This window comes from Pseudomonas sp. BIGb0278, assembly GCF_024809895.1.
GTDB classification, from domain to species: domain Bacteria; phylum Pseudomonadota; class Gammaproteobacteria; order Pseudomonadales; family Pseudomonadaceae; genus Aquipseudomonas; species Aquipseudomonas shirazensis.
The window spans coordinates 287,606-308,050 of record NZ_JANUEL010000002.1 but is presented as its reverse complement, the minus strand read 5'-3'; the positions used below and the strand labels follow the sequence as shown (position 1 = coordinate 308,050).

Genomic DNA, 20,445 nt, shown 5'->3' with positions numbered 1-20,445 from the left:
GCCAATGGAGTAGCGAAGTGACCGAACTGACCCTCAAGCCCGGTACCCTGACCCTGGCCCAGCTGCGCGCCATTCATGCCGCACCCGTCAAGCTGCGCCTGGACGACAGCGCGGGCCCGGCGATCGATGCCAGCGTCGCTTGTGTCGAGCAGATTCTCGCCGAAGACCGCACCGCCTACGGCATCAACACCGGTTTCGGTCTGCTGGCCTCGACCCGCATCGCCCGTGAAGACCTCGAGAACCTGCAGCGTTCACTGGTGTTGTCGCACGCCGCAGGCATCGGCGCGCCGCTGGACGACGCTTTGGTGCGGCTGATCATGGTGCTCAAGATCAACAGCCTCAGTCGTGGTTTCTCCGGCATTCGGCGCAAGGTCATCGATGCGCTGATCAGCCTGGTCAACGCCGAAGTCTATCCGCACATTCCGCTGAAAGGCTCGGTCGGCGCCTCCGGCGACCTCGCGCCGCTGGCGCACATGTCACTGGTGCTGCTCGGCGAGGGCAAGGCCCGTTACAAGGGGCAGTGGCTGGAAGCTAACGAAGCACTGGCTGTGGCCGGCCTCGAACCGCTGACCCTGGCCGCCAAAGAGGGCCTGGCCCTGCTCAACGGCACCCAGGCGTCTACCGCTTATGCCCTGCGCGGCTTGTTCCACGCTGAAGACCTGTTTGCCGCCGCGATCACCTGCGGCGGCCTAACCGTCGAAGCCGCGCTGGGCTCGCGCTCGCCGTTCGATGCGCGCATCCATGAAGTGCGCGGCCAGCGCGGCCAGATTGACGCCGCGGCCTGCTACCGTGACCTGCTCGGTGACTCGACCGAAGTGTCGCGCTCCCACGAAAACTGCGGCAAGGTCCAGGACCCGTACTCGCTGCGCTGCCAGCCACAGGTGATGGGCGCTTGCCTGACCCAGTTGCGTCAGGCCGCGGAAGTGCTGGCGATCGAATCCAACGCTGTCTCCGACAACCCGCTGGTGTTCGCCGCCGAAGGTGATGTGATTTCCGGTGGCAACTTCCACGCCGAGCCGGTGGCCATGGCCGCTGACAACCTGGCCCTGGCGATTGCCGAGATCGGTTCGCTGAGCGAGCGTCGCATTTCGCTGATGATGGACAAGCACATGTCCCAGCTGCCGCCGTTCCTCGTCGAAAACGGTGGGGTCAACTCCGGTTTCATGATCGCCCAGGTCACCGCCGCAGCCTTGGCCAGTGAGAACAAGGCGCTGTCGCACCCACACAGCGTCGACAGCCTGCCGACCTCGGCCAACCAGGAAGACCACGTGTCGATGGCGCCGGCAGCAGGCAAGCGCCTGTGGGAAATGGCCGAGAACACGCGTGGCGTGCTTGCCATCGAATGGCTCGGTGCCTGCCAGGGCCTGGACCTGCGCAAGGGCCTGAAAACCTCGGCCAAGCTGGAGCAGGCGCGCCGCGCCCTGCGTGCCAAGGTTGCCCACTACGAGCGTGACCGGTTCTTCTCGCCGGATATTGAAATGGCCAGCGCGCTGCTGGCCGAAGGTACGCTGACCGGGTTGTTGCCGGCTGGAGTATTGCCAAGCCTGTGAAAAGCTGGGGGCCTGCTGCGCAGGCCTTCGCGGGTGAACCCGCTCCCACAGGATTTGCAGCGCCGCCGTAACCTGTGGGAGCGGGTTCACCCGCGAAGGGCCGCAAAGCGGCCCCCAACGCGCTAATCCGTCCATAAAAATAAAAGGGACGCAGCATGCAACAATCTCAAGGTCTAAAACGCGGGCTGACGTCCCGCCACATCCGTTTCATGGCGCTCGGCTCGGCGATCGGCACCGGGCTGTTCTATGGCTCTGCCTCAGCCATCCAGATGGCCGGCCCAGCGGTACTGCTGGCCTACCTGATCGGTGGCGCCGCCGTGTTCATGGTCATGCGCGCGCTCGGCGAAATGGCCGTGCACAACCCGGTCGCCGGCTCCTTTGGCCAATACGCCAGTACCTACCTGGGGCCGATGTCCGGCTTTGTGCTGGGCTGGACCTACGCCTTCGAGATGATCATTGTCTGTATCGCCGACGTGACCGCCTTCGGTATCTACATGGGCTTCTGGTTCCCTGAAGTGGCGCGTTGGATCTGGGTGCTGGGCATCGTCTTCCTGATCGGCGGGCTCAACCTGTGCAACGTCAAAGTGTTCGGCGAGATGGAATTCTGGCTGTCGCTGCTCAAGGTCGGCGCGATTGTCGCGATGATCCTCGCCGGGCTTGGCATCATGGCCTTCGGCATGGGCCAGGTCGGTAGTGGCTCGGCGGTCGGCGTGAGCAACCTGTTCGAGCATGGCGGCTTCATGCCCAACGGCATTGCCGGGGTGATCGCCTCGTTTGCCGTGGTGATGTTCGCTTTTGGCGGTATCGAAATCATCGGTATCACTGCTGGCGAAGCGAAAGACCCGCAGCGGGTCATCCCCAAGGCAATCAACGCCGTGCCGCTGCGTATCCTGCTGTTCTACGTGCTGACTCTGTTTGTGCTGATGAGCCTGTACCCATGGCCGCAGATCGGCAGCCAAGGCAGCCCGTTCGTGCAGATATTCAGCAACCTTGGCATCGGTTCGGCTGCTGCTGTGCTTAACGTAGTGGTGATTTCTGCGGCAGTGTCGGCGATCAACAGCGACATCTTCGGTGCCGGGCGCATGATGTACGGCCTGGCCCAGCAGGGCCATGCCCCGCGTGGCTTCGCCCAGCTGTCCAAACACGGTGTGCCGTGGCTGACGGTGGTAGTGATGGGCGCGGCGCTGCTGATCGGCGTGGTGCTCAACTATCTGATCCCGGAGAACGTGTTCCTGCTGATCGCCTCGATCGCCACTTTCGCCACGGTCTGGGTCTGGCTGATGATCCTGCTCACTCAAGTGGCGATGCGCCGCAGCATGAGCCGTGAGGAAGCAGCCAAACTGAAGTTCCCGGTACCGTTCTGGCCCTATGGGCCGGCCCTGGCGATTGCCTTCATGGTGTTCATCTTTGGTGTGCTCGGCTACTTCCCGGATACTCAGGCAGCGTTGCTGGTCGGGGTGGTGTGGGTGGTGTTTCTGGTCGCGTCCTACCTGCTCTGGTGCAAGCCGCGTGCAGGTCAGGGTCAGTTGGCCGAGCAGCAGGCCGAGCTGCACCGCTAGTAACGGAGGAAGTGTATGGCAACGTTATGGCAGCACTGCCATGTGGCAAGCATGGTCGGCGGCAGCTATTCGATCATCGAGGATGCGGCGATCATCACCCGCGCCGGTCTGATCGAATGGATCGGCCCACGCGCCGAGCTGGCGCCACAGGCCGACCTGGAGACGGTCGATCTGGGCGGTGCCTGGGTCACCCCGGGGCTGATCGACTGCCACACCCATGCGGTGTTTGGCGGTAACCGCAGTGGCGAGTTCGAGCAGCGTTTGCAGGGTGTCAGCTATGCCGAGATTGCCGCCCAGGGCGGCGGCATTGCCAGCACCGTGCGCGCCACTCGCGCGGCCAGCGAAGAGCAGCTGCTGGCCAGCGCCCGGCAGCGGGTCGAAGCGTTGATGCGCGATGGGGTGACCACCCTTGAGATCAAGTCAGGCTACGGCCTGGACCTGGTCAACGAACGCAAGATGTTGCGCGTCGCTCGGCGTCTGGGCGAAGCGCTGCCGCTGACCGTGCGCAGCACCTGCCTGGCTGCCCATGCGCTGCCGCCGGAATATGCCGGGCGCGCCGATGACTACATCCAGCATATCTGCGACGAGCTGCTGCCAGCGTTGGCCGGCGAAGGCCTGGTCGATGCGGTCGATGCCTTCTGCGAACACCTGGCGTTCTCGCCGGCGCAGGTCGAGCGGGTGTTCATCAAGGCCCGCGAACTGGGCTTGCCGGTCAAGCTGCATGCCGAGCAGTTGTCATCGCTGCACGGCTCCAGCCTGGCTGCCCGTTATCAGGCGCTGTCGGCCGATCACCTGGAGTTCATGACCGAAGACGACGCCATTGCCATGGCCGCGGCGGGCACCGTCGCGGTGCTGCTGCCGGGCGCGTTCTACTTCCTGCGCGAAACCCAGCTGCCACCGATGGACGCGCTGCGTCGGCACGGGGTGAAGATCGCTCTGGCCAGCGACCTCAACCCTGGCACCTCGCCTGGCCTGTCGCTGCGGCTGATGCTCAACATGGGCTGCACGCTGTTCCGCATGACCCCTGAAGAGGCGTTGGCCGGGGTTACCGCGCATGCCGCCACGGCACTGGGCCTGGGCAGCACTCACGGCACGCTGGAAGCCGGCAAGGTCGCCGACTTTGTCGCCTGGCAGATCGATCGCCCGGCCGACCTCGCGTACTGGCTGGGCGGCGACTTGCCCAAGCGGGTAGTGCGCGGCGGTGTGCAATCAACTTTTTGAGCGAGGCCTCATGGACAACGTATTGAGCTTTCACCAAGGCCGCCTGCCGCTGCTGATCAGCATGCCCCACGCCGGCCTCGGTTTGACCGCCGCCGTGCGCGACGGCCTGGTCGAACAGGCGCGCAGCTTGCCCGATACCGACTGGCATATCCCACGGCTGTATGACTTCGCCCGTGAACTGGGTGCCAGCGTGGTCGCCGCGGAGTACTCGCGGTTCGTCATCGACCTCAATCGGCCAGAAGATGACCAGCCGTTGTATGCCGGGGCCACCACCGGGCTGTTTCCGGCCACCCTGTTCGACGGCGAGCCGCTGTTCGTTGCCGGCCTTGCGCCGTCTGCGGCGCAGCGGGCGGAGTATCTCGAGCAGATCTGGCGCCCCTACCACGACACCCTGCGCGGGGAACTGGCGCGTCTGCGTGAAGAGTTCGGCTATGCACTGCTGTGGGATGCGCATTCGATCCGCTCGCACATCCCGCACCTGTTCGACGGCAAGCTGCCGGACTTCAACTTCGGTACCTTCAATGGCGCCAGTTGCGACGCGGCACTGGCCGAGCAACTGCAGCGCACCTGCGCCCAGGCGCCGGGCTACAGCCATGTGCTCAATGGACGCTTCAAGGGCGGGCACATCACTCGTCACTACGGCGCCCCGGCCCAACACGTGCATGCCGTGCAGCTGGAGCTGGCGCAGAGCACCTACATGAACGAAACCGAGCCGTTCGCCTATCGTGAAGACCTGGCCCAGCCTACTCAGGCAGTGCTGCGCCAGTTGCTCGAAGTGATGCTTGCGTGGGGGCAGGCGCGGTACGCGCGCTAGACGCGCACGGCACAGGGCTGTGCAGTTGCTCGAGACCAGGCAGGCGCAGGCTTCACTCGGGCGCGGACGCCTGGTAAGCCTGCACTCCAGCGGCGGCGTCGCGCCGCAGGTATTTCAGATTGCCGTGCTGGTCGTGCACGTTGATGACGATGTTGTAGCCCTGCGCTACGGCGGCTTGCTGGGCCGCATCGGCCATCAGCATGGCGCTGCGCAGCTCCAGGCGCGGGTCGTCGGAAGCAGCGAACGCAGCAGGCGCGAGCAACGCCAGCAGGGCGACATGCAGGATTTTCTTAGGGTGTTTCCGGCTGTTGAAAGAGCGGGTCGCTATCCTAAAGGCGGTAGCACTGCGCAGGTGACGCAGACTGTTAGCGTGCGTTGCCGATGCGCCCTGACATGATTCGGGTTTATGATGGCGGCAGCCGAAGAATAGCCCTTCATGGAGTGCGCAATGCAGACCCTGTACCCGCAGATCAAACCTTACGCCCGTCACGATCTGGCCGTGCAAGCGCCGCATGTGCTGTATGTCGACGAGAGCGGTTCGCCAGAAGGTCTGCCGGTGGTGTTCATCCACGGTGGTCCGGGTGCCGGCTGCGATGCGCAGAGCCGCTGCTATTTCGACCCGAACCTGTACCGCATCATTACCTTCGATCAGCGCGGCTGTGGCCGCTCCACCCCGCACGCCAGCCTGGAAAACAACACCACCTGGGACCTGGTCGAGGACATGGAGCGTATTCGCGAGCACCTGGGCATCGACAAATGGGTGCTGTTCGGCGGCTCATGGGGCTCGACCTTGGCCCTGGCCTACGCACAGAAGCACCCCGAGCGCGTGCACGGGCTGATCCTGCGCGGCATCTTTCTCGCCCGCGCCCAGGAGATCCGCTGGTTCTACCAGGAAGGCGCCAGCCGGCTGTTCCCTGACTACTGGCAGGACTACATCGCACCGATCCCGCACGACGAGCGTGGCGATCTGGTCACGGCCTTCCACAAGCGCCTGACCGGCAACGATCAGATCGCGCAGATGCACGCCGCCAAGGCCTGGTCGACCTGGGAAGGCCGCACCGCCACCCTGCGGCCCAATCCGCTGGTGGTCGATCGCTTCTCCGAGCCGCAGCGTGCACTGTCGATTGCCCGTATCGAATGCCACTATTTCACCAACGATGCCTTCCTCGAACCCGATCAGCTGATCCGCGACATGCCCCGCATCGCCCACCTGCCGGCGGTTATCGTGCATGGCCGCTATGATGTGATCTGCCCGCTGGACAACGCCTGGGAGCTGCACCAGGCCTGGCCCAACAGCGAGCTGAAAGTGATCCGCGACGCCGGCCACGCCGCGTCCGAGCCGGGTATCACCGACGCGCTGGTGCGCGCCGCCGACCAGATGGCCCGGCGCTTGCTGGACCTGCCGTTGGAAGAAGCGTGAAGGCCCTGCTGCAGCGCGTGCAGAACGCCCGCGTCGAAGTTGCCGGCGAAGTGGTCGGTGCGGTCGAGCAGGGCTTGCTGGTATTGGTGGCGGTCGAGCCTGCAGATACGCGCGAGCATGCCGACAAACTGTTGCACAAGCTGCTTAACTACCGGGTGTTCAGTGATGCCGATGGCAAGATGAACCTGTCGCTGAAGGACATTGGCGGCGGCTTGCTGCTGGTGTCGCAGTTCACCCTGGCGGCCGATACCCGCAGTGGCATGCGCCCGGGCTTCTCGACCGCCGCGCCACCTGCACTTGGCGCTGAATTGTTCGAGTATCTGATGGGGCAGGCGCGGGCGTCACACGACGATGTAGCCAGTGGCCGTTTTGGCGCCGACATGCAGGTCCATCTGGTCAATGATGGCCCCGTAACATTTATGTTACAAATCTGAGGCGAAATAACCGCTTGTTTGTACAAAACAAGAGGGTTTTGACGATAAATAGTTGTTGCCGCCTGATGCGTTGTCACGCGGCCTGCTAGATAATCGCGCGGCTGTAGGGACCTGCGTTCGCAGGTTCGTTGTACCAAGACTTGAGGACTGTCTGGAGCCGTTTGGGGAATCATTGAGCCCTTACGGGGTCCGAACAGTGCTCGCCAACCCGGCATTTGTAGCTGGCCGTTGGTTTCATGATCTGTTTTCGGCGAGGGTTGCTCGTGATTGTAAGTCCCCGTAATGCACCAAAGATCCCCGGCAATCGGTTGCGTACCGCCCTGGCGGCTGGCGTGGCCTTGGTCGGCCTGCTGAGCGCGGGTCAGCTGTGGGCATTCAACCTTGACGATGTCGCCGCCAAGGCGAAGGATCTGGCCGGTCAGAAGTACGAAGCACCGAAGAGCAATCTGCCGACGGTGTTCCGTGACATGAAGTACGCCGACTACCAGAAGATCCGCTTCCTCCAGGAAAAGGCCGAGTGGGCTCAGGACAAGACCCCGTTCAAGCTGTCGTTCTATCACCAGGGCATGCACTTCGACACGCCGGTGAAAATCAACGAAGTCACTGCCTCCAAGGTTGAAGAGATCAAGTACGACGCCAGTCGTTTCGATTTCGGCGACGTGCCGCACGACGCCAAGACCGTGGAAAACCTCGGCTATGCCGGTTTCCGCGTGCTCTACCCGATCAACAAGGCTGACAAGCAAGACGAAATCATGACCTTGCTTGGCGCCAGCTACTTCCGCGTAGTCGGTAAGGGCCACGCCTACGGCCTTTCTGCGCGTGGCCTGGCCATCGACACCGCGCTGCCGTCGGGTGAGGAATTCCCGCGTTTTACCGAATTCTGGGTCGAGAAGCCCAAGCCTGCCGACAAGCACCTGGTGATCTACGCCCTGCTTGATTCGCCGCGCTCCACCGGTGCCTACAAGCTGACCGTACGCCCGGGCAACGACACCATCGTCGACGTCAAATCGCGCATCTACCTGCGTGACCACGTCAGCCGTCTGGGCGTTGCACCGCTGACCAGCATGTATCTGTTCGGCCCTAACCAGCCGTCCAAAGTGCTCAACTACCGCCCAGCCCTGCACGACTCCGAAGGCCTGGCGATCCATGCAGCCAATGGTGAATGGCTGTGGCGTCCGCTGAACAACCCGCGCCACCTGGCCGTGAGCAACTTCAGCGTGGAAAACCCGCGTGGTTTCGGCCTGATGCAGCGCCACCGCGCCTTCAGCGACTATGAAGACCTCGACGACAACTACCAGAAGCGTCCAAGCGCCTGGATCGAGCCGCAAGGCGACTGGGGCAAGGGCACTGTCGATCTGGTCGAGATTCCGACCGCTGATGAAACCAACGACAACATCGTTGCCTTCTGGAGCCCGGAAACCCTGCCTGAGCCAGGCCAGTCAGCGGATTACAACTATCGCCTGCACTGGACCATCGACGAGGCCAAGTTCCAGGCCCCTGATCTGGGTTGGGTCAAGCAGACCCTGCGTTCCACCGGTGACGTCAAGCAGTCCAACCTGATCCGTCAACCGGATGGCAGCGTAGCCTTCCTGGTCGATTTCGCAGGTCCCGTGCTTGCCGCTCTGCCTGAAGACAGCACCGTGCGCAGCCAGATCAGCGTTGGCGACAATGCCGAGGTGGTCGAGAACAACCTGCGCTACAACCCGGAAACCAAAGGCTGGCGCCTGACCCTGCGGTTGAAGATCCAGGATCCGAAGAAGTCCACCGAGATGCGTGCAGCGCTGCTGCAGGACGTCCCGGTAGAAGCGCCAAAACCGGCCAAGGACAGCAAGCATGCCAAGGCTGCGGCCAAGCATGCCAAGGCTGAAAAGCCTGCCGAGCAACCTGCTGCAGACGCGGCAGCCACCCCTGCGGCCCCGGCCACCACCGAGAAAGTGTTGACCGAGACCTGGACCTATCAGTTGCCTGCCGATGAGTAATTCGAACCTACGGCCAGTCTCGGTTGCCGAGTATCTGGCCCACCTGCCCCTGAGTGACGAGCAGCGCGCGCAACTGGCCGACTGCAACTCATTCAGCGAGCTGCACCAGCGTCTGGCGGCCGATCCGGCCGCCGGCTCTGCCGAGGCGTCGGTGGCTGCCCGCCTGACCGTCGGCAGTGCCGGCGAAATGGAAGAGGCCGAGATGCTCGGCGTTGACAGCAATGGCAACCTGAGCCTGAAGATCGCTCCGCCGATCACTCGCACCCGGGTGTTGCCAGAGCCATGGCGGACCAATGTGCTGGTGCGCATGTGGCGGCGCATGACCGGCCGCCCCAACGCCCCGCAACCACCCCAGCGCGAGCTGCCGGCGGCACGCTGGCGCTGGGTCGGCTCGATGCGCCGTTACATCCTGCTGACCTTGATGCTCGGCCAGACGATTGTTGCTGGCTGGTACATGAAGGGCATCCTGCCGTACCAGGGCTGGTCGTTCGTCGACCTTGACGAAGTGTTCAGCCAACCGCTGTGGGACACCGTGGTGCAGGTCTGGCCGTATGCCTTGCAGACCTCGATCCTGATCCTCTTCGGCATTCTCTTCTGTTGGGTTTCGGCCGGCTTCTGGACCGCCTTGATGGGCTTCCTGGAGCTGCTCACCGGGCGCGACAAGTACAAGATTTCCGGCAGCAGTGCCGGCAACGAGCCGATCGATGCCCAGGCGCGTACTGCGCTGGTCATGCCGATCTGCAACGAAGACGTGCCGCGGGTATTCGCCGGCCTGCGCGCGACCTTCGAGTCGGTCGCCGCCTCGGGCAACCTCGACCGCTTCGACTTCTTTGTACTCAGCGACTCCAACGATCCGGATATCGCCGTGGCCGAGCAACAGGCCTGGCTTGAAGTGTGCCGCGAGGCCAAAGGCTTTGGCCGGATCTTCTATCGCCGCCGCCGCCGCCGCGTCAAACGCAAGAGTGGCAACCTCGACGACTTCTGCCGTCGCTGGGGCAGCGAGTACAAGTACATGGTCGTGCTTGACGCGGACAGCGTCATGAGCGGTGAATGCCTGAGCAGCCTGGTGCGCCTGATGGAGGCCAACCCGGACGCCGGTATCATCCAGACCGCGCCCAAGGCGTCGGGCATGGACACCCTGTATGCGCGTCTGCAGCAGTTCGCTACCCGCGTGTACGGCCCGCTGTTCACCGCTGGCCTGCACTTCTGGCAGCTGGGCGAATCGCACTACTGGGGGCACAACGCGATCATCCGCATGAAGCCCTTTATCGAGCACTGCGCGCTGGCGCCGTTGCCGGGTAAAGGTGCCTTTGCCGGCGCGATCCTCTCCCACGACTTCGTCGAAGCAGCGCTGATGCGCCGTGCCGGCTGGGGTGTGTGGATTGCCTATGACCTGGACGGCAGCTACGAAGAATTGCCACCCAACCTGCTCGACGAGCTCAAGCGTGACCGTCGCTGGTGCCACGGCAACCTGATGAACTTCCGCCTGTTCCTGGTAAAAGGCATGCACCCGGTGCACCGCGCGGTGTTCCTGACCGGGGTGATGTCGTACCTGTCCGCGCCGTTGTGGTTCTTCTTCCTGGTGCTGTCGACGGCGTTGCTGGCGACCAACACCTTGATGGAGCCGCAATACTTCGTTGAGCCGTTCCAGCTGTACCCGCTGTGGCCGCAATGGCACCCGGAGAAGGCCATTGCGCTGTTCTCCACCACGGTGGTGTTGCTGTTCCTGCCCAAGCTTTTGAGCATCATCCTGATCTGGGCCAAGGGCGCTACCGAATTCGGTGGGCGCTTCAAGGTGACCGTGTCGATGCTGATCGAGATGCTGTTCTCGATGCTGCTGGCGCCGGTACGGATGATCTTCCACACCCGCTTCGTGCTTGCCGCGTTCCTCGGCTGGGCAGCGACCTGGAACTCGCCGCAGCGTGATGACGACTCCACGCCGTGGAGCGAAGCGGTGCGTCGGCATGGTCCGCAGACCCTGCTCGGTGTGGCCTGGACGGTGCTGGTAGCCTGGCTCAACCCAAGCTTCCTGTGGTGGCTGGTGCCGATTGTTGGTTCGCTGATGCTGTCGATTCCGGTATCGGTGATTTCCAGCCGCGTGGGCCTCGGTCTGCGCGCCAAGGACGAGAAGCTGTTCCTGATTCCTGAGGAATACGCCACGCCAACCGAGCTGCTCGCCACTGACCAGTACACCCACGAGAACCGTTGGCATGCATTGAACGACGGCTTCGTGCGGGCTGTGGTCGACCCGCGGCAGAATGCGCTTGCCTGCGCCATGGGCACTGCCCGGCATGGCCAGTCGGCGGCGATCGAGGCACTGCGTGAAGAGCGCATCGCCAAGGCGCTGGAAGTCGGCCCGGCCGCGCTGGATGGCAATACGCGCCTGGCGCTGTTGAGCGACCCGGTCGCGCTGTCGCGTCTGCACGAGCGGGTCTGGGCCGGCGAACATGCAGCCTGGATCGACGCCTGGCGCAGTTCGATCAACAGCGATCCGCATTCGCCGTTGTTGCCGTTGCATCCCGAGGGTGATGGGCAGCCGACGTTGGTCGGCGCCTGATACAACCCTGAGGGCCGCGCTGCGGCCCTTTTCGCGACACAAGGCCGCTCCTACAGGTACAGCGCGATCCCGTGTAGGAGCGGCCTTGTGTCGCGAAAAGGGCGCAGAGCGCCCTCCAGGGCCCCCGAGATACCCATTCTTTTTGGCCAACAAAGTCCCCCCCAGCTCTAGGTCCCGAGCCGCGCATGCGTTAGCATCGCTTCCGGTATTCCGAGCAGGCCAGTACGGCCGTGCCAACAATAAGATTCGTACTCTTTCTTTGCTAGGGGACTTGGTGATGATGAAGAAATACCTGTCGCGACTGCTGGTCGGCGTCACGGCGCTGGTCGCGGTGACTGCGGCCCAGGCCGGCGCCATCGACGATGCGGTCAAGAGCGGCACCCTGCGGGTCGGTATGGACCCCACCTACATGCCGTTCCAGATGACCAACAAGCGTGGCGAGATCATCGGCTTTGAAGTCGATATCCTCAAAGCCATGGCCAAGTCCATGGGCGTCAAGCTGGAGACCGTCTCCACCGCCTACGACGGCATCATCCCTGCTCTCCTGACCAACAAGTTCGACATGATCGGCAGCGGCATGACCCTGACTCAGGAACGCAACCTGCGCCTGAACTTCAGCGAACCGTTCATCGTGGTCGGCCAGACCCTGCTGATCCGCAAGGAGCTGGCGGGCGAGATCAAGTCGTACAAGGACCTGAACAGCGACAAGTACCGCATCACCTCCAAGCTCGGCACCACCGGCGAGATGGTTTCCAAGAAGCTCATCAGCAAAGCCAAGTACCACGGCTATGACAACGAGCAGGAAGCGGTCATGGACGTGGTCAACGGCAAGGCCGATGCCTTTGTCTACGACGCCCCTTACAACGTGGTGGCGGTCGAGAAGGCCGGCGCTGGCAAGCTGCTGTTCCTCGAAGAACCCTTCACCTACGAGCCACTGGCATTCGGCTTGAAGAAAGGCGACTACGACAGCATCAACTTCATCAACAACTTCCTGCACCAGATCAAGCACGACGGCACCTATGATCGGATCCACGACAAGTGGTTCAAGAACAAGGACTGGCTCAAGGAAATGGAATAAGGGCCCAGGCCACAAGCCCAGGCTTTGACCCCCGACGCGCAGGCAAACCCTGCGCGTTCGCATTTACGGAAGTACCCACGTGATCAAACACAAGAAAGCCCAGTGGCCCTGGCACGGGCTGACCGCGCTGGTGCTGGTCGGTCTGGCCATCAGCCTGTACCTCGCCACGTCGATGATGGCCTACGAGTGGCGCTGGAACCGCGTCCCGCAGTATTTCGCCTACCAGGCTGAAGAAGCCCAGCGCGCCGCCAGCTATGGCACGGTTGCCGAGATCGTAGTCCAGGGCGACAACGCACGCGTTACCCTCAAGGGTGAAGACGGCGAGCAGCAAGTACTGGACGTGGTCAAAGACAGCCTGCAACTGAGCCGCGGCGATGACGTTGCCGAAGGCGACCAGATCGGTGTCACCCGCCATTGGGCGGCCGGGCCGTTGGCCTGGGGCCTGTGGACCACGCTGTGGCTGTCGGTTGTGTCCGGGGCGCTGGGCCTGGTGATCGGCCTGTTTGCCGGGCTGTGCCGGTTGTCCAACAACCCGACCCTGCGCGATCTGTCGACGGTCTACGTCGAGCTGGTACGCGGCACGCCATTACTGGTGCAGATATTCATCTTCTATTTCTTCATCGGCACGGTGCTCAACCTCTCGCGCGAGTTCGCCGGGGTGGCCGCGCTGGCGCTGTTCACCGGCGCCTACGTGGCCGAGATCGTGCGTGCCGGGGTGCAGTCGATTGCCCGTGGGCAGAACGAAGCCGCGCGCTCGCTGGGCCTGAATGCCAGCCAGTCGATGCGCCATGTGATCCTGCCGCAAGCGTTCAAGCGGGTGTTGCCGCCGCTGGCCGGGCAGTTCATCAGCCTGGTCAAGGACACCTCGCTGGTCTCGGTGATCGCCATCACCGAACTGACCAAGAGCGGGCGCGAGGCGATCACCACCTCGTTCTCGACCTTTGAAATCTGGTTCTGCGTGGCAGGGCTGTACCTGCTGATCAACCTGCCGCTGTCGCACCTCGCCAGCCGGCTCGAGCGGAGGCTTGCGCAAAGTGATTGAAGTCCGTGATCTGTTGAAAGTATTCGACACCCGCGGCCAGATGGTGCGCGCGGTGGATAACGTCAGTACCGGTGTAGCCAAGGGCGAAGTGGTGGTAGTACTGGGCCCGTCGGGCTCGGGCAAGTCGACCTTCCTGCGCTGCCTGAACGGCCTTGAGCACTTCGATGCCGGCCACGTGTCGATCAACGGCATACCGCTGGCCGACCCGAAAACCGACATCAATGCTTATCGCCGCGAAGTCGGCATGGTCTTCCAGCACTTCAACCTGTTCCCGCATATGACCGTGCTGGAGAATCTGTGCCTGGCGCAAAAGGTCGTGCGCAAACGCAACAAGGCCGAGCGTGAGGCCAAGGCACGGGCGTTGCTGGACAAGGTCGGGATTGCCGAAAAGGCCAACGAATTCCCGTCGCGGCTGTCCGGTGGCCAGCAGCAGCGCGTGGCGATTGCCCGCGCATTGGCGATGGAGCCGAAGGTGATGCTGTTCGACGAGCCGACCTCGGCGCTCGACCCGGAAATGGTCGGCGAGGTACTCGACGTGATGAAGACCTTGGCCAAAGAAGGCATGACCATGGTCTGCGTGACCCACGAAATGGGCTTTGCCCGCGAAGTGGCCGACCGCGTGCTGTTTTTCGATCATGGCAAGTTGCTGGAAGATTCGGCACCGGCGGCGTTCTTTGACTCGCCTAAAGACCCGCGCGCTCAGGCTTTCCTGCGCCAGGTGCTGTAAGTGCAGGGTCCGTCGCCAGCCGGACTGGCGACGGGCTCGGGTTACAGGCTGAAGCGACCGACCATGCTGCGCAGTTGCCGGCCCAGCTGCTCCAGCTCGCCGCTTGAGGCGGCGGTCTGCTCACTCGCCGCGCTGGTCTGATCGGACACATCACGTACGCTCAGCACGCTGCGGTTGATCTGCTCGGCGACCACGCTTTGCTCCTCGCTGGCAGTGGCGATCTGCTGGTTCATACCCTGAATATTGGACACCGTCTGGGTGATCTGGCCCAAGGCATCGCCGGCTTTGCGGCTCAGCTCGACGCTGCGCTCGGTGAGCTGCTTGCTGTCGTCGAGCAGTTGCGTGACCTGATCGGTACCGCTGTGCAGGTTGTCGATCAACTGTTCGATCTCTTCGGTCGACTGCTGGGTTCGTTGCGCCAGGCCGCGTACTTCGTCGGCAACCACGGCAAAGCCACGGCCCGCCTCGCCAGCTCGCGCTGCTTCGATGGCGGCGTTCAAGGCCAGCAGGTTGGTCTGGACCGATACTGACTTGATCACATCCAGAATACTGCCGATGCGCTGGCTCTCTGCCGCGAGGTGGTGCATGGCCTCCAGGCAGTGGTCCATCTGCGCGGCCAACTGCTCGATCTCAGCCACGGCCAGGGTCACTACCGCATCTCCCTGTTGCGCCTGCTGATCGGCACTGGTGGCCGCCTGTGCAGCGTGCTCGGCGTTCTGCGCGACCTCCTGCACAGTGGCGCTCATCTGGTTCATGGCCGTGGCGACCTGGTCGGTATCCTCCTTCTGCTGGTTGATCCGTGCCTTGGTGTCCTGGCTGGCGACAGCCAGTTGCGAGGCAGCGCTGGAGAGCTGGCCGACGCCCTGATCGATGCCGCCGATCAGCTCGCGCAGGCTCACGGTCATGTCGCGCATGCTGGCCTGCAGCTGGCCCAGCTCGTCGCGCCGCTCAACCGTGTCCAGTTGGCTGAGGTCGCCGCGGGCAATACGCGCGGCCTGGGCCAGGGTCTGGCGCAGGGGCTGGATGATCTGGCCGGTGATCAACCAGGCGGCGATTACCCCGACCACCAAGGCCAACAAGGCGACGCTGGTCAGCAGCGAGCGGTCTTCAACCGCCTCATGGTCGCGCTGCTCGATCTTCTGCTTGGCCAGGGCAACGCTGGCGGCGCTCAGCTGGTCGCCGAGTTTCTCCATGTTGTCGTGCAGTTGCTCCACCTCGATCGCAGCGCTGCGGTACTGCTCGAGGCTGCTGCGATAGCGCGCCAGCTCGGTGCCTGGCCGCTCCCTCAGGGCGCGCGGCAGGCCCAACGGTGCAAGGGCACCGCGCAATTGCGCAAGCGTACTGTCGGCGGCGGCCAACGCCGAGTCGCCGACCTTGGCGAAGGCCTCCAGCGGCGAGTAGGTATAGGCCGGCAGCAGGCTTTGCTGGTTGGCACCCTCGACATGCCGCGAAAAGCTGTCCATTAGGCTGATCAGGTTGCTCTGTTGGCCATCGGCCGAGAGCTTGAGCAGGGTCTGGTTCTGCAACTCGTCGATGGCCTCACCCAGCGTGTGTTCCTGCTGCTGCATACCGACGCGCAACTGGCCGCGTTTGGCCACGGCTTGCTGGAGCAGGCCGAAGTCTTCGCGCAGGCGCTTGAGCTGATCCAGTTTTTGCGTGAGCAGCTTGCGTGACTGGTCGACTGAGCTGCGTTGCTGGAGGGTGGCGAGCATGCTCTCGAGCTGCTCGATGATGGCACTGATGCGCGTCCTGCTGGTCTCGTCAGCGAGCACCCGGTAGGTGATCCGCTCTGCGCGCAAGTCCTTGCTCAAGTCATTGATACGGGTGATTTCGCTGAGCTGTTGCGAGCGACTGATGGCGCCGTCGAGGGCGTTCCAGCCACTTATTGTGGTGGCCAGGGTAAGCAGCAGCACCACGCTGAAGCCCAGCGCCAACTTGAGCCTGACGCTCAGGTTGCCGAGCGTGCGATTGATAAAGCCGAACATGGCATACCTCCGTCCATTCAAGATGACCACGGACTGTGGCCATGCCTGCTCATCGGCGCGGAGGTTGTAGGACTTGACCTGCAAATCCTGTAGGAAAGTTCACTGCGAGGCCTAGGAAAATTCCTAAGCCGTACGCAGTTCGGCTGCTCTTCTAGAGCCGGAAGCGCCCCACCAGACCCTGCAGGTGGGTGCCCAGGCGCGCCAGCTCGACGCTGGAGCTGGCGGTCTCTTCACTGGCTGCCGAGGTTTGGTCGGAGATATCGCGCACGTTCATCACGCTGCGGTTGATCTCTTCGGCGACCGCGCTCTGCTGCTCGGCGGCAGTGGCAATCTGCTGGTTCATGGCCTGGATCGACGACACCGTGCGGGTGATCGTCTCCAGTGAACCGCCAGCACGGCGGGTCAGCTCGACGCTGCTCTCGGTCAGGTCGCGGCTGGCGTCCATCACGCTGGCTACACGCTGAGTACCGCTCTGCAGGCCGGCGATCAGCGCTTCGATCTCTTCGGTCGACTGCTGTGTGCGCTGGGCCAGGCTGCGCACTTCGTCGGCTACTACCGCAAAGCCGCGCCCGGCCTCACCGGCGCGGGCGGCCTCGATGGCGGCGTTGAGGGCGAGCAGGTTGGTCTGCTGAGCCACTGCCTTGATCACATCGAGCACGCTGCCGATCTTGTCGCTTTCGCCCTTGAGCTGATTCATCGCTTCGCTGGAGTTGTTCACCTCGCTGGCCAGACGCTCGATCTGAGCGATGGCTTCGCCGACCACGCGATCACCTTCACGGGCCTGCTGGTCGGCTGCCAGGGCCGCCTCGGAGGCCTGTTCGGCGTTGCGCGCAACCTCATGCACGGTGGCGGCCATCTCGTTCATGGCGGTGGCGACCTGATCGGTCTCGACCTTTTGATTATTGACCCCGGCGCTGGTCTGCTCGGTGACTGCCGACAGCTCTTCAGCCGCACTGGCGATCTGGGTGACGCCGTCGCCGATACCGCCGATCAACTCGCGCAGGCTCACGGTCATGCGCTGCATGCTGGCCTGCAACTGGCCGAGTTCATCGCGACGGTCGATCTGCAGGTTCTGGCTGAGGTCGCCGCTGGCTACCCGTTCGGCTGCGGTCAGGGTGTAGCGCAGTGGCACAACAATCTGGCGGGTGATGGCCCATGCCGCGATCAGGCCGAGCAACAGGGCCAACGCGGTGGCGCCGGCGAGCACGGTCTTGGCTTGCTGGGTGCCTTGGTCGCGCACCTCGGTTTGCGAACTGCTCATCTGCTTGCTGGTGTCGATCAGCACAGCGCCTTGCTCGGTCATGCGCTGCAGTGCCTGCTCGGCGGCGGTCTGGGCACTGGCAAACTGATTGACCGCATCGCGGTAGGCGGCCAGCGCTGTGGAGGCGTCATCCAGGCCCGCGGCATATTCAGCCGGCAGCTTGGTCGGCAGCGCGTTGAGCACGGCCAAGGCCTGGTCGATGGCCGTCAGAGCGGTCTGTTGGAATTCAGGTTTACCGCTGTAGGTGTAACCGCGCACCTGGAAGCGTGCCTGCTGCAGCAGGGCGCTGACCTCGACCGCGTGTTGGTACTGGTTGACATCGCCGGCCGCTAGCAGGCGCTGCTGGACCTGGCTGATCAGCGCAGCGGCCTTGTCGGCACTGTCGCCGAGCACGCTGCGGCTGGCATCGCGTCGCTGGCCGGCCTGGCGGATGTCAGCAAAGGCTTGCTGGTATTGACGCACCGCCTCACGTTGCTGCTCCAGGCGCTGTAGGTCGGCAGGTTGCTCAATTTGGCCGAGCATCAATTGCACCTGACGGTCCAGGTTGCCCAAGGCTGTTTCCAGCGCGGCGACGCCTTTCTCGTCGCGGTCACGCTCATATTGCTGGCGAGCGATGCGCAGTTCCTGGGTGTACTGATGGATCACCGAGATGTTGCCCAGCGTGTCACCGCGCGAGGTAACGCCGTTGATGCCGGACCAGCCGGTCAAGGTGATTGCCAGGGTCAGCAACAGGACCAGGCCAAAACCAAAGCCGAGCTTGCGGCTGACACTCATATTTCCCAGAGACTGGGCAACCCACTGGAACATGTTCGACTCCCCCGGCGTTGGCGCTGCAGATTTTTTCTTGTGCTGCTCAGGGCATCGGCCTTGGCTGGGGAAACTTGACGGAAAAGTTCTGACCGATCAGTCAGAAAATGCGCGAGAGCAGGGCAGTGACGGCAGTCTCGACCCGCAGGATGCGTGCACCCAACTGCACCGGTTGCAGGCCTGCCTTGGCCAGCAAGTCGACTTCATAGGGGATCCAGCCGCCTTCCGGGCCGATTGCCAGGGTGACCGGCTGCTGCACGGCGCGAGGGCAGGCCGGGTAGTCGCCGGGGTGGCCGACCAGACCCAAGGTGTCGGCGGCGATGGCCGGTAGCCGGTCTTCGACGAACGGCTTGAAGCGCTTCTCGATGATGATTTCCGGCAGCACCGTGTCGCGCGCCTGTTCCAGGCCGAGGATAAGGTTTTCGCGGATTGCCTCGGGGGTGAGAAACGGCGTTTGCCAGAAGCTCTTCTCGACCTTGTAGCTGTTGAGCAGGATCAGCCGTGGCACGCCGAGGGTGGCGATGGTCTGGAACAGCCGGCGGAGCATCTTCGGCCGCGGTACGGCGAGGATCAGGGTCAACGGCAGCTTGGCCGGTGGCTGCTGATCAAAGCTGACCTGCAGCTCCGCCTCGTGCCCCTCCAGGCGAACCACGCTGGCTTGCCCCATCAGCCCGTTTATCTGACCCACGCGCAGGTTGTCGCCCACTGCAACGCGATGAATCTCCTGCATGTGGGTGAAGCGCCGATCAGCCAGCACGACGCGGTCGGCCGCGATGAAGTCGGCCTGTTCAAGCAGCAGCAGGTTCATGGCTGGGTCGCTGGCGGCTGGTCTTCCGGATCGTCGGCAGCGGGTTCATCGAGCGGGCCACGCTTGCGGATCAGGCCACCACAGAGCACGCCGATTTCGAACAGCAACCACATCGGTACGGCCAGCAGGGTCTGCGAAAAGATATCCGGCGGAGTCAGGACCATGCCGACCACGAAGCAACCGATGATCACGTAGGGGCGGATCTTGCGCAGGTATTTGACGTCGACCACGCCGATCCACACCAGCAATACCACAGCCACCGGGATCTCGAAGGCCACGCCAAAGGCGAAGAACAAGGTCATGACGAAGTCGAGGTAGCTGGCGATGTCGGTCATCATCGACACCCCTTCCGGGGTGGCGCTGGCGAAGAAGCCGAAGATCAGCGGGAATACCAGGAAGTAGGCGAAAGCCATGCCGGCATAGAACAGCACGATGCTCGACACCAGCAGCGGGATCGCTATGCGTTTCTCATGGCGATACAGGCCCGGTGCGATGAAACCCCAGATCTGGTGGAGGATCACCGGGATCGCCAGGAACAGCGAAACGATCATGGTCAGCTTGAACGGCGTCAGGAACGGCGAGGCCACGTCAGTGGCGATCATCGTCGCGTTGGCCGGCAGGTGGTCGCGCAGCGGCGCCGAGACCAGGGTGTAGATCTGCTGGGCAAACGAGAACAGCCCGGCAAAGATCAGGAAGATCACCGCGATACAGCGCAGCAGGCGTGTCCGCAGTTCGGTCAGGTGCGAGACCAGCGGCATCGGCTGGTCGTGGTCCGGTCTATCGCTCATGGGGCTCGTGGCGTCTGGGGCGGCTCAGGGATGGCGGCCGGGGCAACAGGCGTGCTCGGCTCGGCGGGCACTGCAGTAGGGGCCTGCACGGCGGCTGGTGGCTCTGCCAGCGGCACGGTCGGCGCGCCAGCGTCTACCGGCGGTTGGGCTGGCTTGGGTGGCTCTGCGTGTGGGTTGAGAATGCGCCGGGCCTCCTGCTCCATCGACAGGATGTGCTCGTTGTGCAGCTGACGGCGGATGTCGTCGGCGCCGATTTCGCGCTCGACTTCCATCTTGATGCTGTTGAAGCTGCGCTTGAGCCGGCCAATCCACAGCCCCGCCGTACGCGCGGCGCCGGGCAGGCGCTCGGGGCCGAGCACCACCAGGGCGACCAGGCCGACGAGCAGCAACTCGCTGAAGCTGATGCCGAACATGG

General features: G+C 63.6%; 17 protein-coding genes and 2 pseudogenes. 11 read left to right on the top strand and 8 right to left on the bottom strand.

The annotated features are described in order from the left end of the window. The first annotated feature begins 17 nt into the window (after window positions 1-17). The 4 genes from hutH (at window position 18) to hutG (ending at window position 5,144) form a co-directional block, all read left to right on the top strand. Complete coding sequence (gene hutH / locus M2396_RS10115; RefSeq protein WP_101315650.1) at window positions 18-1,550, top strand: histidine ammonia-lyase; 1,533 nt, start codon at window positions 18-20, stop codon at window positions 1,548-1,550. Window positions 1,551-1,705: 155 nt separating this feature from the next. After that, window positions 1,706-3,109 carry an amino acid permease gene (locus M2396_RS10110; RefSeq protein ID WP_188035177.1) on the top strand — a complete coding sequence of 468 codons (1,404 nt, stop codon included), beginning with the start codon at window positions 1,706-1,708 and terminating at the stop codon, window positions 3,107-3,109. Window positions 3,110-3,124: 15 nt separating this feature from the next. Then, complete coding sequence (gene hutI / locus M2396_RS10105; RefSeq protein ID WP_259074545.1) at window positions 3,125-4,330, top strand: imidazolonepropionase; 1,206 nt, start codon at window positions 3,125-3,127, stop codon at window positions 4,328-4,330. Window positions 4,331-4,340: 10 nt separating this feature from the next. Beyond that, complete coding sequence (hutG, locus tag M2396_RS10100; RefSeq protein ID WP_188035179.1) at window positions 4,341-5,144, top strand: N-formylglutamate deformylase; 804 nt, start codon at window positions 4,341-4,343, stop codon at window positions 5,142-5,144. Window positions 5,145-5,196: 52 nt separating this feature from the next. Here hutG and M2396_RS10095 read toward each other — a convergent pair whose 3' ends face one another. Continuing rightward, window positions 5,197-5,406, bottom strand: a complete 210-nt coding sequence (locus tag M2396_RS10095; protein WP_188035180.1) for a hypothetical protein — start codon at window positions 5,404-5,406, stop codon at window positions 5,197-5,199. Window positions 5,407-5,592: 186 nt separating this feature from the next. Here M2396_RS10095 and pip point away from each other — a divergent pair, with 186 nt between their 5' ends. From pip to M2396_RS10060, 7 genes are all read left to right on the top strand, one after another. Beyond that, window positions 5,593-6,564 carry a prolyl aminopeptidase gene (gene pip / locus M2396_RS10090; RefSeq protein WP_101315661.1) on the top strand — a complete coding sequence of 324 codons (972 nt, stop codon included), beginning with the start codon at window positions 5,593-5,595 and terminating at the stop codon, window positions 6,562-6,564. Continuing rightward, entirely contained in the window at window positions 6,561-6,998 is a 438-nt protein-coding gene (dtd, locus tag M2396_RS10085) for a D-aminoacyl-tRNA deacylase (RefSeq protein ID WP_101315663.1), read from the top strand. Before pip ends, dtd begins: the two co-directional genes overlap by 4 nt. A gap of 263 nt (window positions 6,999-7,261) precedes the next feature. After that, entirely contained in the window at window positions 7,262-8,977 is a 1,716-nt protein-coding gene (locus M2396_RS10080) for a glucan biosynthesis protein G (protein ID WP_224785537.1), read from the top strand. Continuing rightward, on the top strand, window positions 8,970-11,534 hold the full coding sequence (gene mdoH, locus M2396_RS10075; protein ID WP_101315667.1) for a glucans biosynthesis glucosyltransferase MdoH: 2,565 nt from the start codon (window positions 8,970-8,972) through the stop codon (window positions 11,532-11,534). The genes M2396_RS10080 and mdoH overlap by 8 nt, the downstream gene beginning before the upstream one ends. Window positions 11,535-11,814: 280 nt before the next feature. After that, window positions 11,815-12,612, top strand: coding sequence for a transporter substrate-binding domain-containing protein (locus M2396_RS10070; protein ID WP_101322924.1), 798 nt, complete (start codon window positions 11,815-11,817; stop codon window positions 12,610-12,612). Between the two features lie 79 nt (window positions 12,613-12,691). Continuing rightward, on the top strand, window positions 12,692-13,654 hold the full coding sequence (locus M2396_RS10065) for an amino acid ABC transporter permease (protein WP_150571204.1): 963 nt from the start codon (window positions 12,692-12,694) through the stop codon (window positions 13,652-13,654). After that, window positions 13,647-14,381 (top strand): amino acid ABC transporter ATP-binding protein, encoded by a 735-nt coding sequence (locus M2396_RS10060; protein WP_101322925.1) that lies wholly within the window; start codon window positions 13,647-13,649, stop codon window positions 14,379-14,381. Before M2396_RS10065 ends, M2396_RS10060 begins: the two co-directional genes overlap by 8 nt. A 41-nt stretch (window positions 14,382-14,422) precedes the next feature. On the opposite strand, the gene M2396_RS24335 is transcribed toward M2396_RS10060, so the two are convergent. From M2396_RS24335 to tatB, 7 genes and pseudogenes are all read right to left on the bottom strand, one after another. Beyond that, on the bottom strand, window positions 14,423-15,286 hold the full coding sequence (locus tag M2396_RS24335; RefSeq protein WP_375140263.1) for a methyl-accepting chemotaxis protein: 864 nt from the start codon (window positions 15,284-15,286) through the stop codon (window positions 14,423-14,425). After that, a pseudogene (locus tag M2396_RS24330) lies at window positions 15,278-16,366 on the bottom strand (methyl-accepting chemotaxis protein); the annotation flags it as partial. The gene M2396_RS24335 and the pseudogene M2396_RS24330, both read right to left, overlap by 9 nt. Window positions 16,367-16,517: 151 nt before the next feature. Beyond that, window positions 16,518-17,231: a methyl-accepting chemotaxis protein gene (locus M2396_RS24325; protein WP_375140262.1), complete on the bottom strand. Its 714-nt coding sequence runs from the start codon at window positions 17,229-17,231 to the stop codon at window positions 16,518-16,520. Window positions 17,232-17,372: 141 nt separating this feature from the next. After that, a pseudogene (locus tag M2396_RS24320) lies at window positions 17,373-18,401 on the bottom strand (methyl-accepting chemotaxis protein); the annotation flags it as partial. Window positions 18,402-18,534: 133 nt separating this feature from the next. Further along, a complete protein-coding gene (locus M2396_RS10045) occupies window positions 18,535-19,242 on the bottom strand; it encodes a 16S rRNA (uracil(1498)-N(3))-methyltransferase (protein WP_101315675.1) in 708 nt (235 codons plus the stop codon). Then, on the bottom strand, window positions 19,239-20,030 hold the full coding sequence (tatC, locus tag M2396_RS10040) for a twin-arginine translocase subunit TatC (protein ID WP_101315677.1): 792 nt from the start codon (window positions 20,028-20,030) through the stop codon (window positions 19,239-19,241). The genes M2396_RS10045 and tatC overlap by 4 nt, the downstream gene beginning before the upstream one ends. Next, the gene (tatB, locus tag M2396_RS10035) at window positions 20,027-20,443 is read right to left on the bottom strand and encodes a Sec-independent protein translocase protein TatB (RefSeq protein WP_259074535.1); all 417 of its coding nucleotides are present in this window, start codon (window positions 20,441-20,443) and stop codon (window positions 20,027-20,029) included. Before tatB ends, tatC begins: the two co-directional genes overlap by 4 nt. Window positions 20,444-20,445 lie beyond the last annotated feature (2 nt).

What these genes read in the sequence shown, in the direction of transcription:
- M2396_RS10110 (WP_188035177.1), top strand. Translation starts at nt 1,706, where the DNA reads ATGCAACAATCTCAAGGTCTAAAACGCGGGCTGACGTCCCGCCACATC.
- hutI (WP_259074545.1), top strand. Translation starts at nt 3,125, where the DNA reads ATGGCAACGTTATGGCAGCACTGCCATGTGGCAAGCATGGTCGGCGGC.
- hutG (WP_188035179.1), top strand. Translation starts at nt 4,341, where the DNA reads ATGGACAACGTATTGAGCTTTCACCAAGGCCGCCTGCCGCTGCTGATC.
- pip (WP_101315661.1), top strand. Translation starts at nt 5,593, where the DNA reads ATGCAGACCCTGTACCCGCAGATCAAACCTTACGCCCGTCACGATCTG.
- mdoH (WP_101315667.1), top strand. Translation starts at nt 8,970, where the DNA reads ATGAGTAATTCGAACCTACGGCCAGTCTCGGTTGCCGAGTATCTGGCC.
- M2396_RS10070 (WP_101322924.1), top strand. Translation starts at nt 11,815, where the DNA reads ATGAAGAAATACCTGTCGCGACTGCTGGTCGGCGTCACGGCGCTGGTC.
- M2396_RS24335 (WP_375140263.1), bottom strand. Translation starts at nt 15,286, where the DNA reads ATGACCGTGAGCCTGCGCGAGCTGATCGGCGGCATCGATCAGGGCGTC.
- M2396_RS24325 (WP_375140262.1), bottom strand. Translation starts at nt 17,231, where the DNA reads ATGAACGAGATGGCCGCCACCGTGCATGAGGTTGCGCGCAACGCCGAA.
- M2396_RS10045 (WP_101315675.1), bottom strand. Translation starts at nt 19,242, where the DNA reads ATGAACCTGCTGCTGCTTGAACAGGCCGACTTCATCGCGGCCGACCGC.
- tatC (WP_101315677.1), bottom strand. Translation starts at nt 20,030, where the DNA reads ATGAGCGATAGACCGGACCACGACCAGCCGATGCCGCTGGTCTCGCAC.
- tatB (WP_259074535.1), bottom strand. Translation starts at nt 20,443, where the DNA reads ATGTTCGGCATCAGCTTCAGCGAGTTGCTGCTCGTCGGCCTGGTCGCC.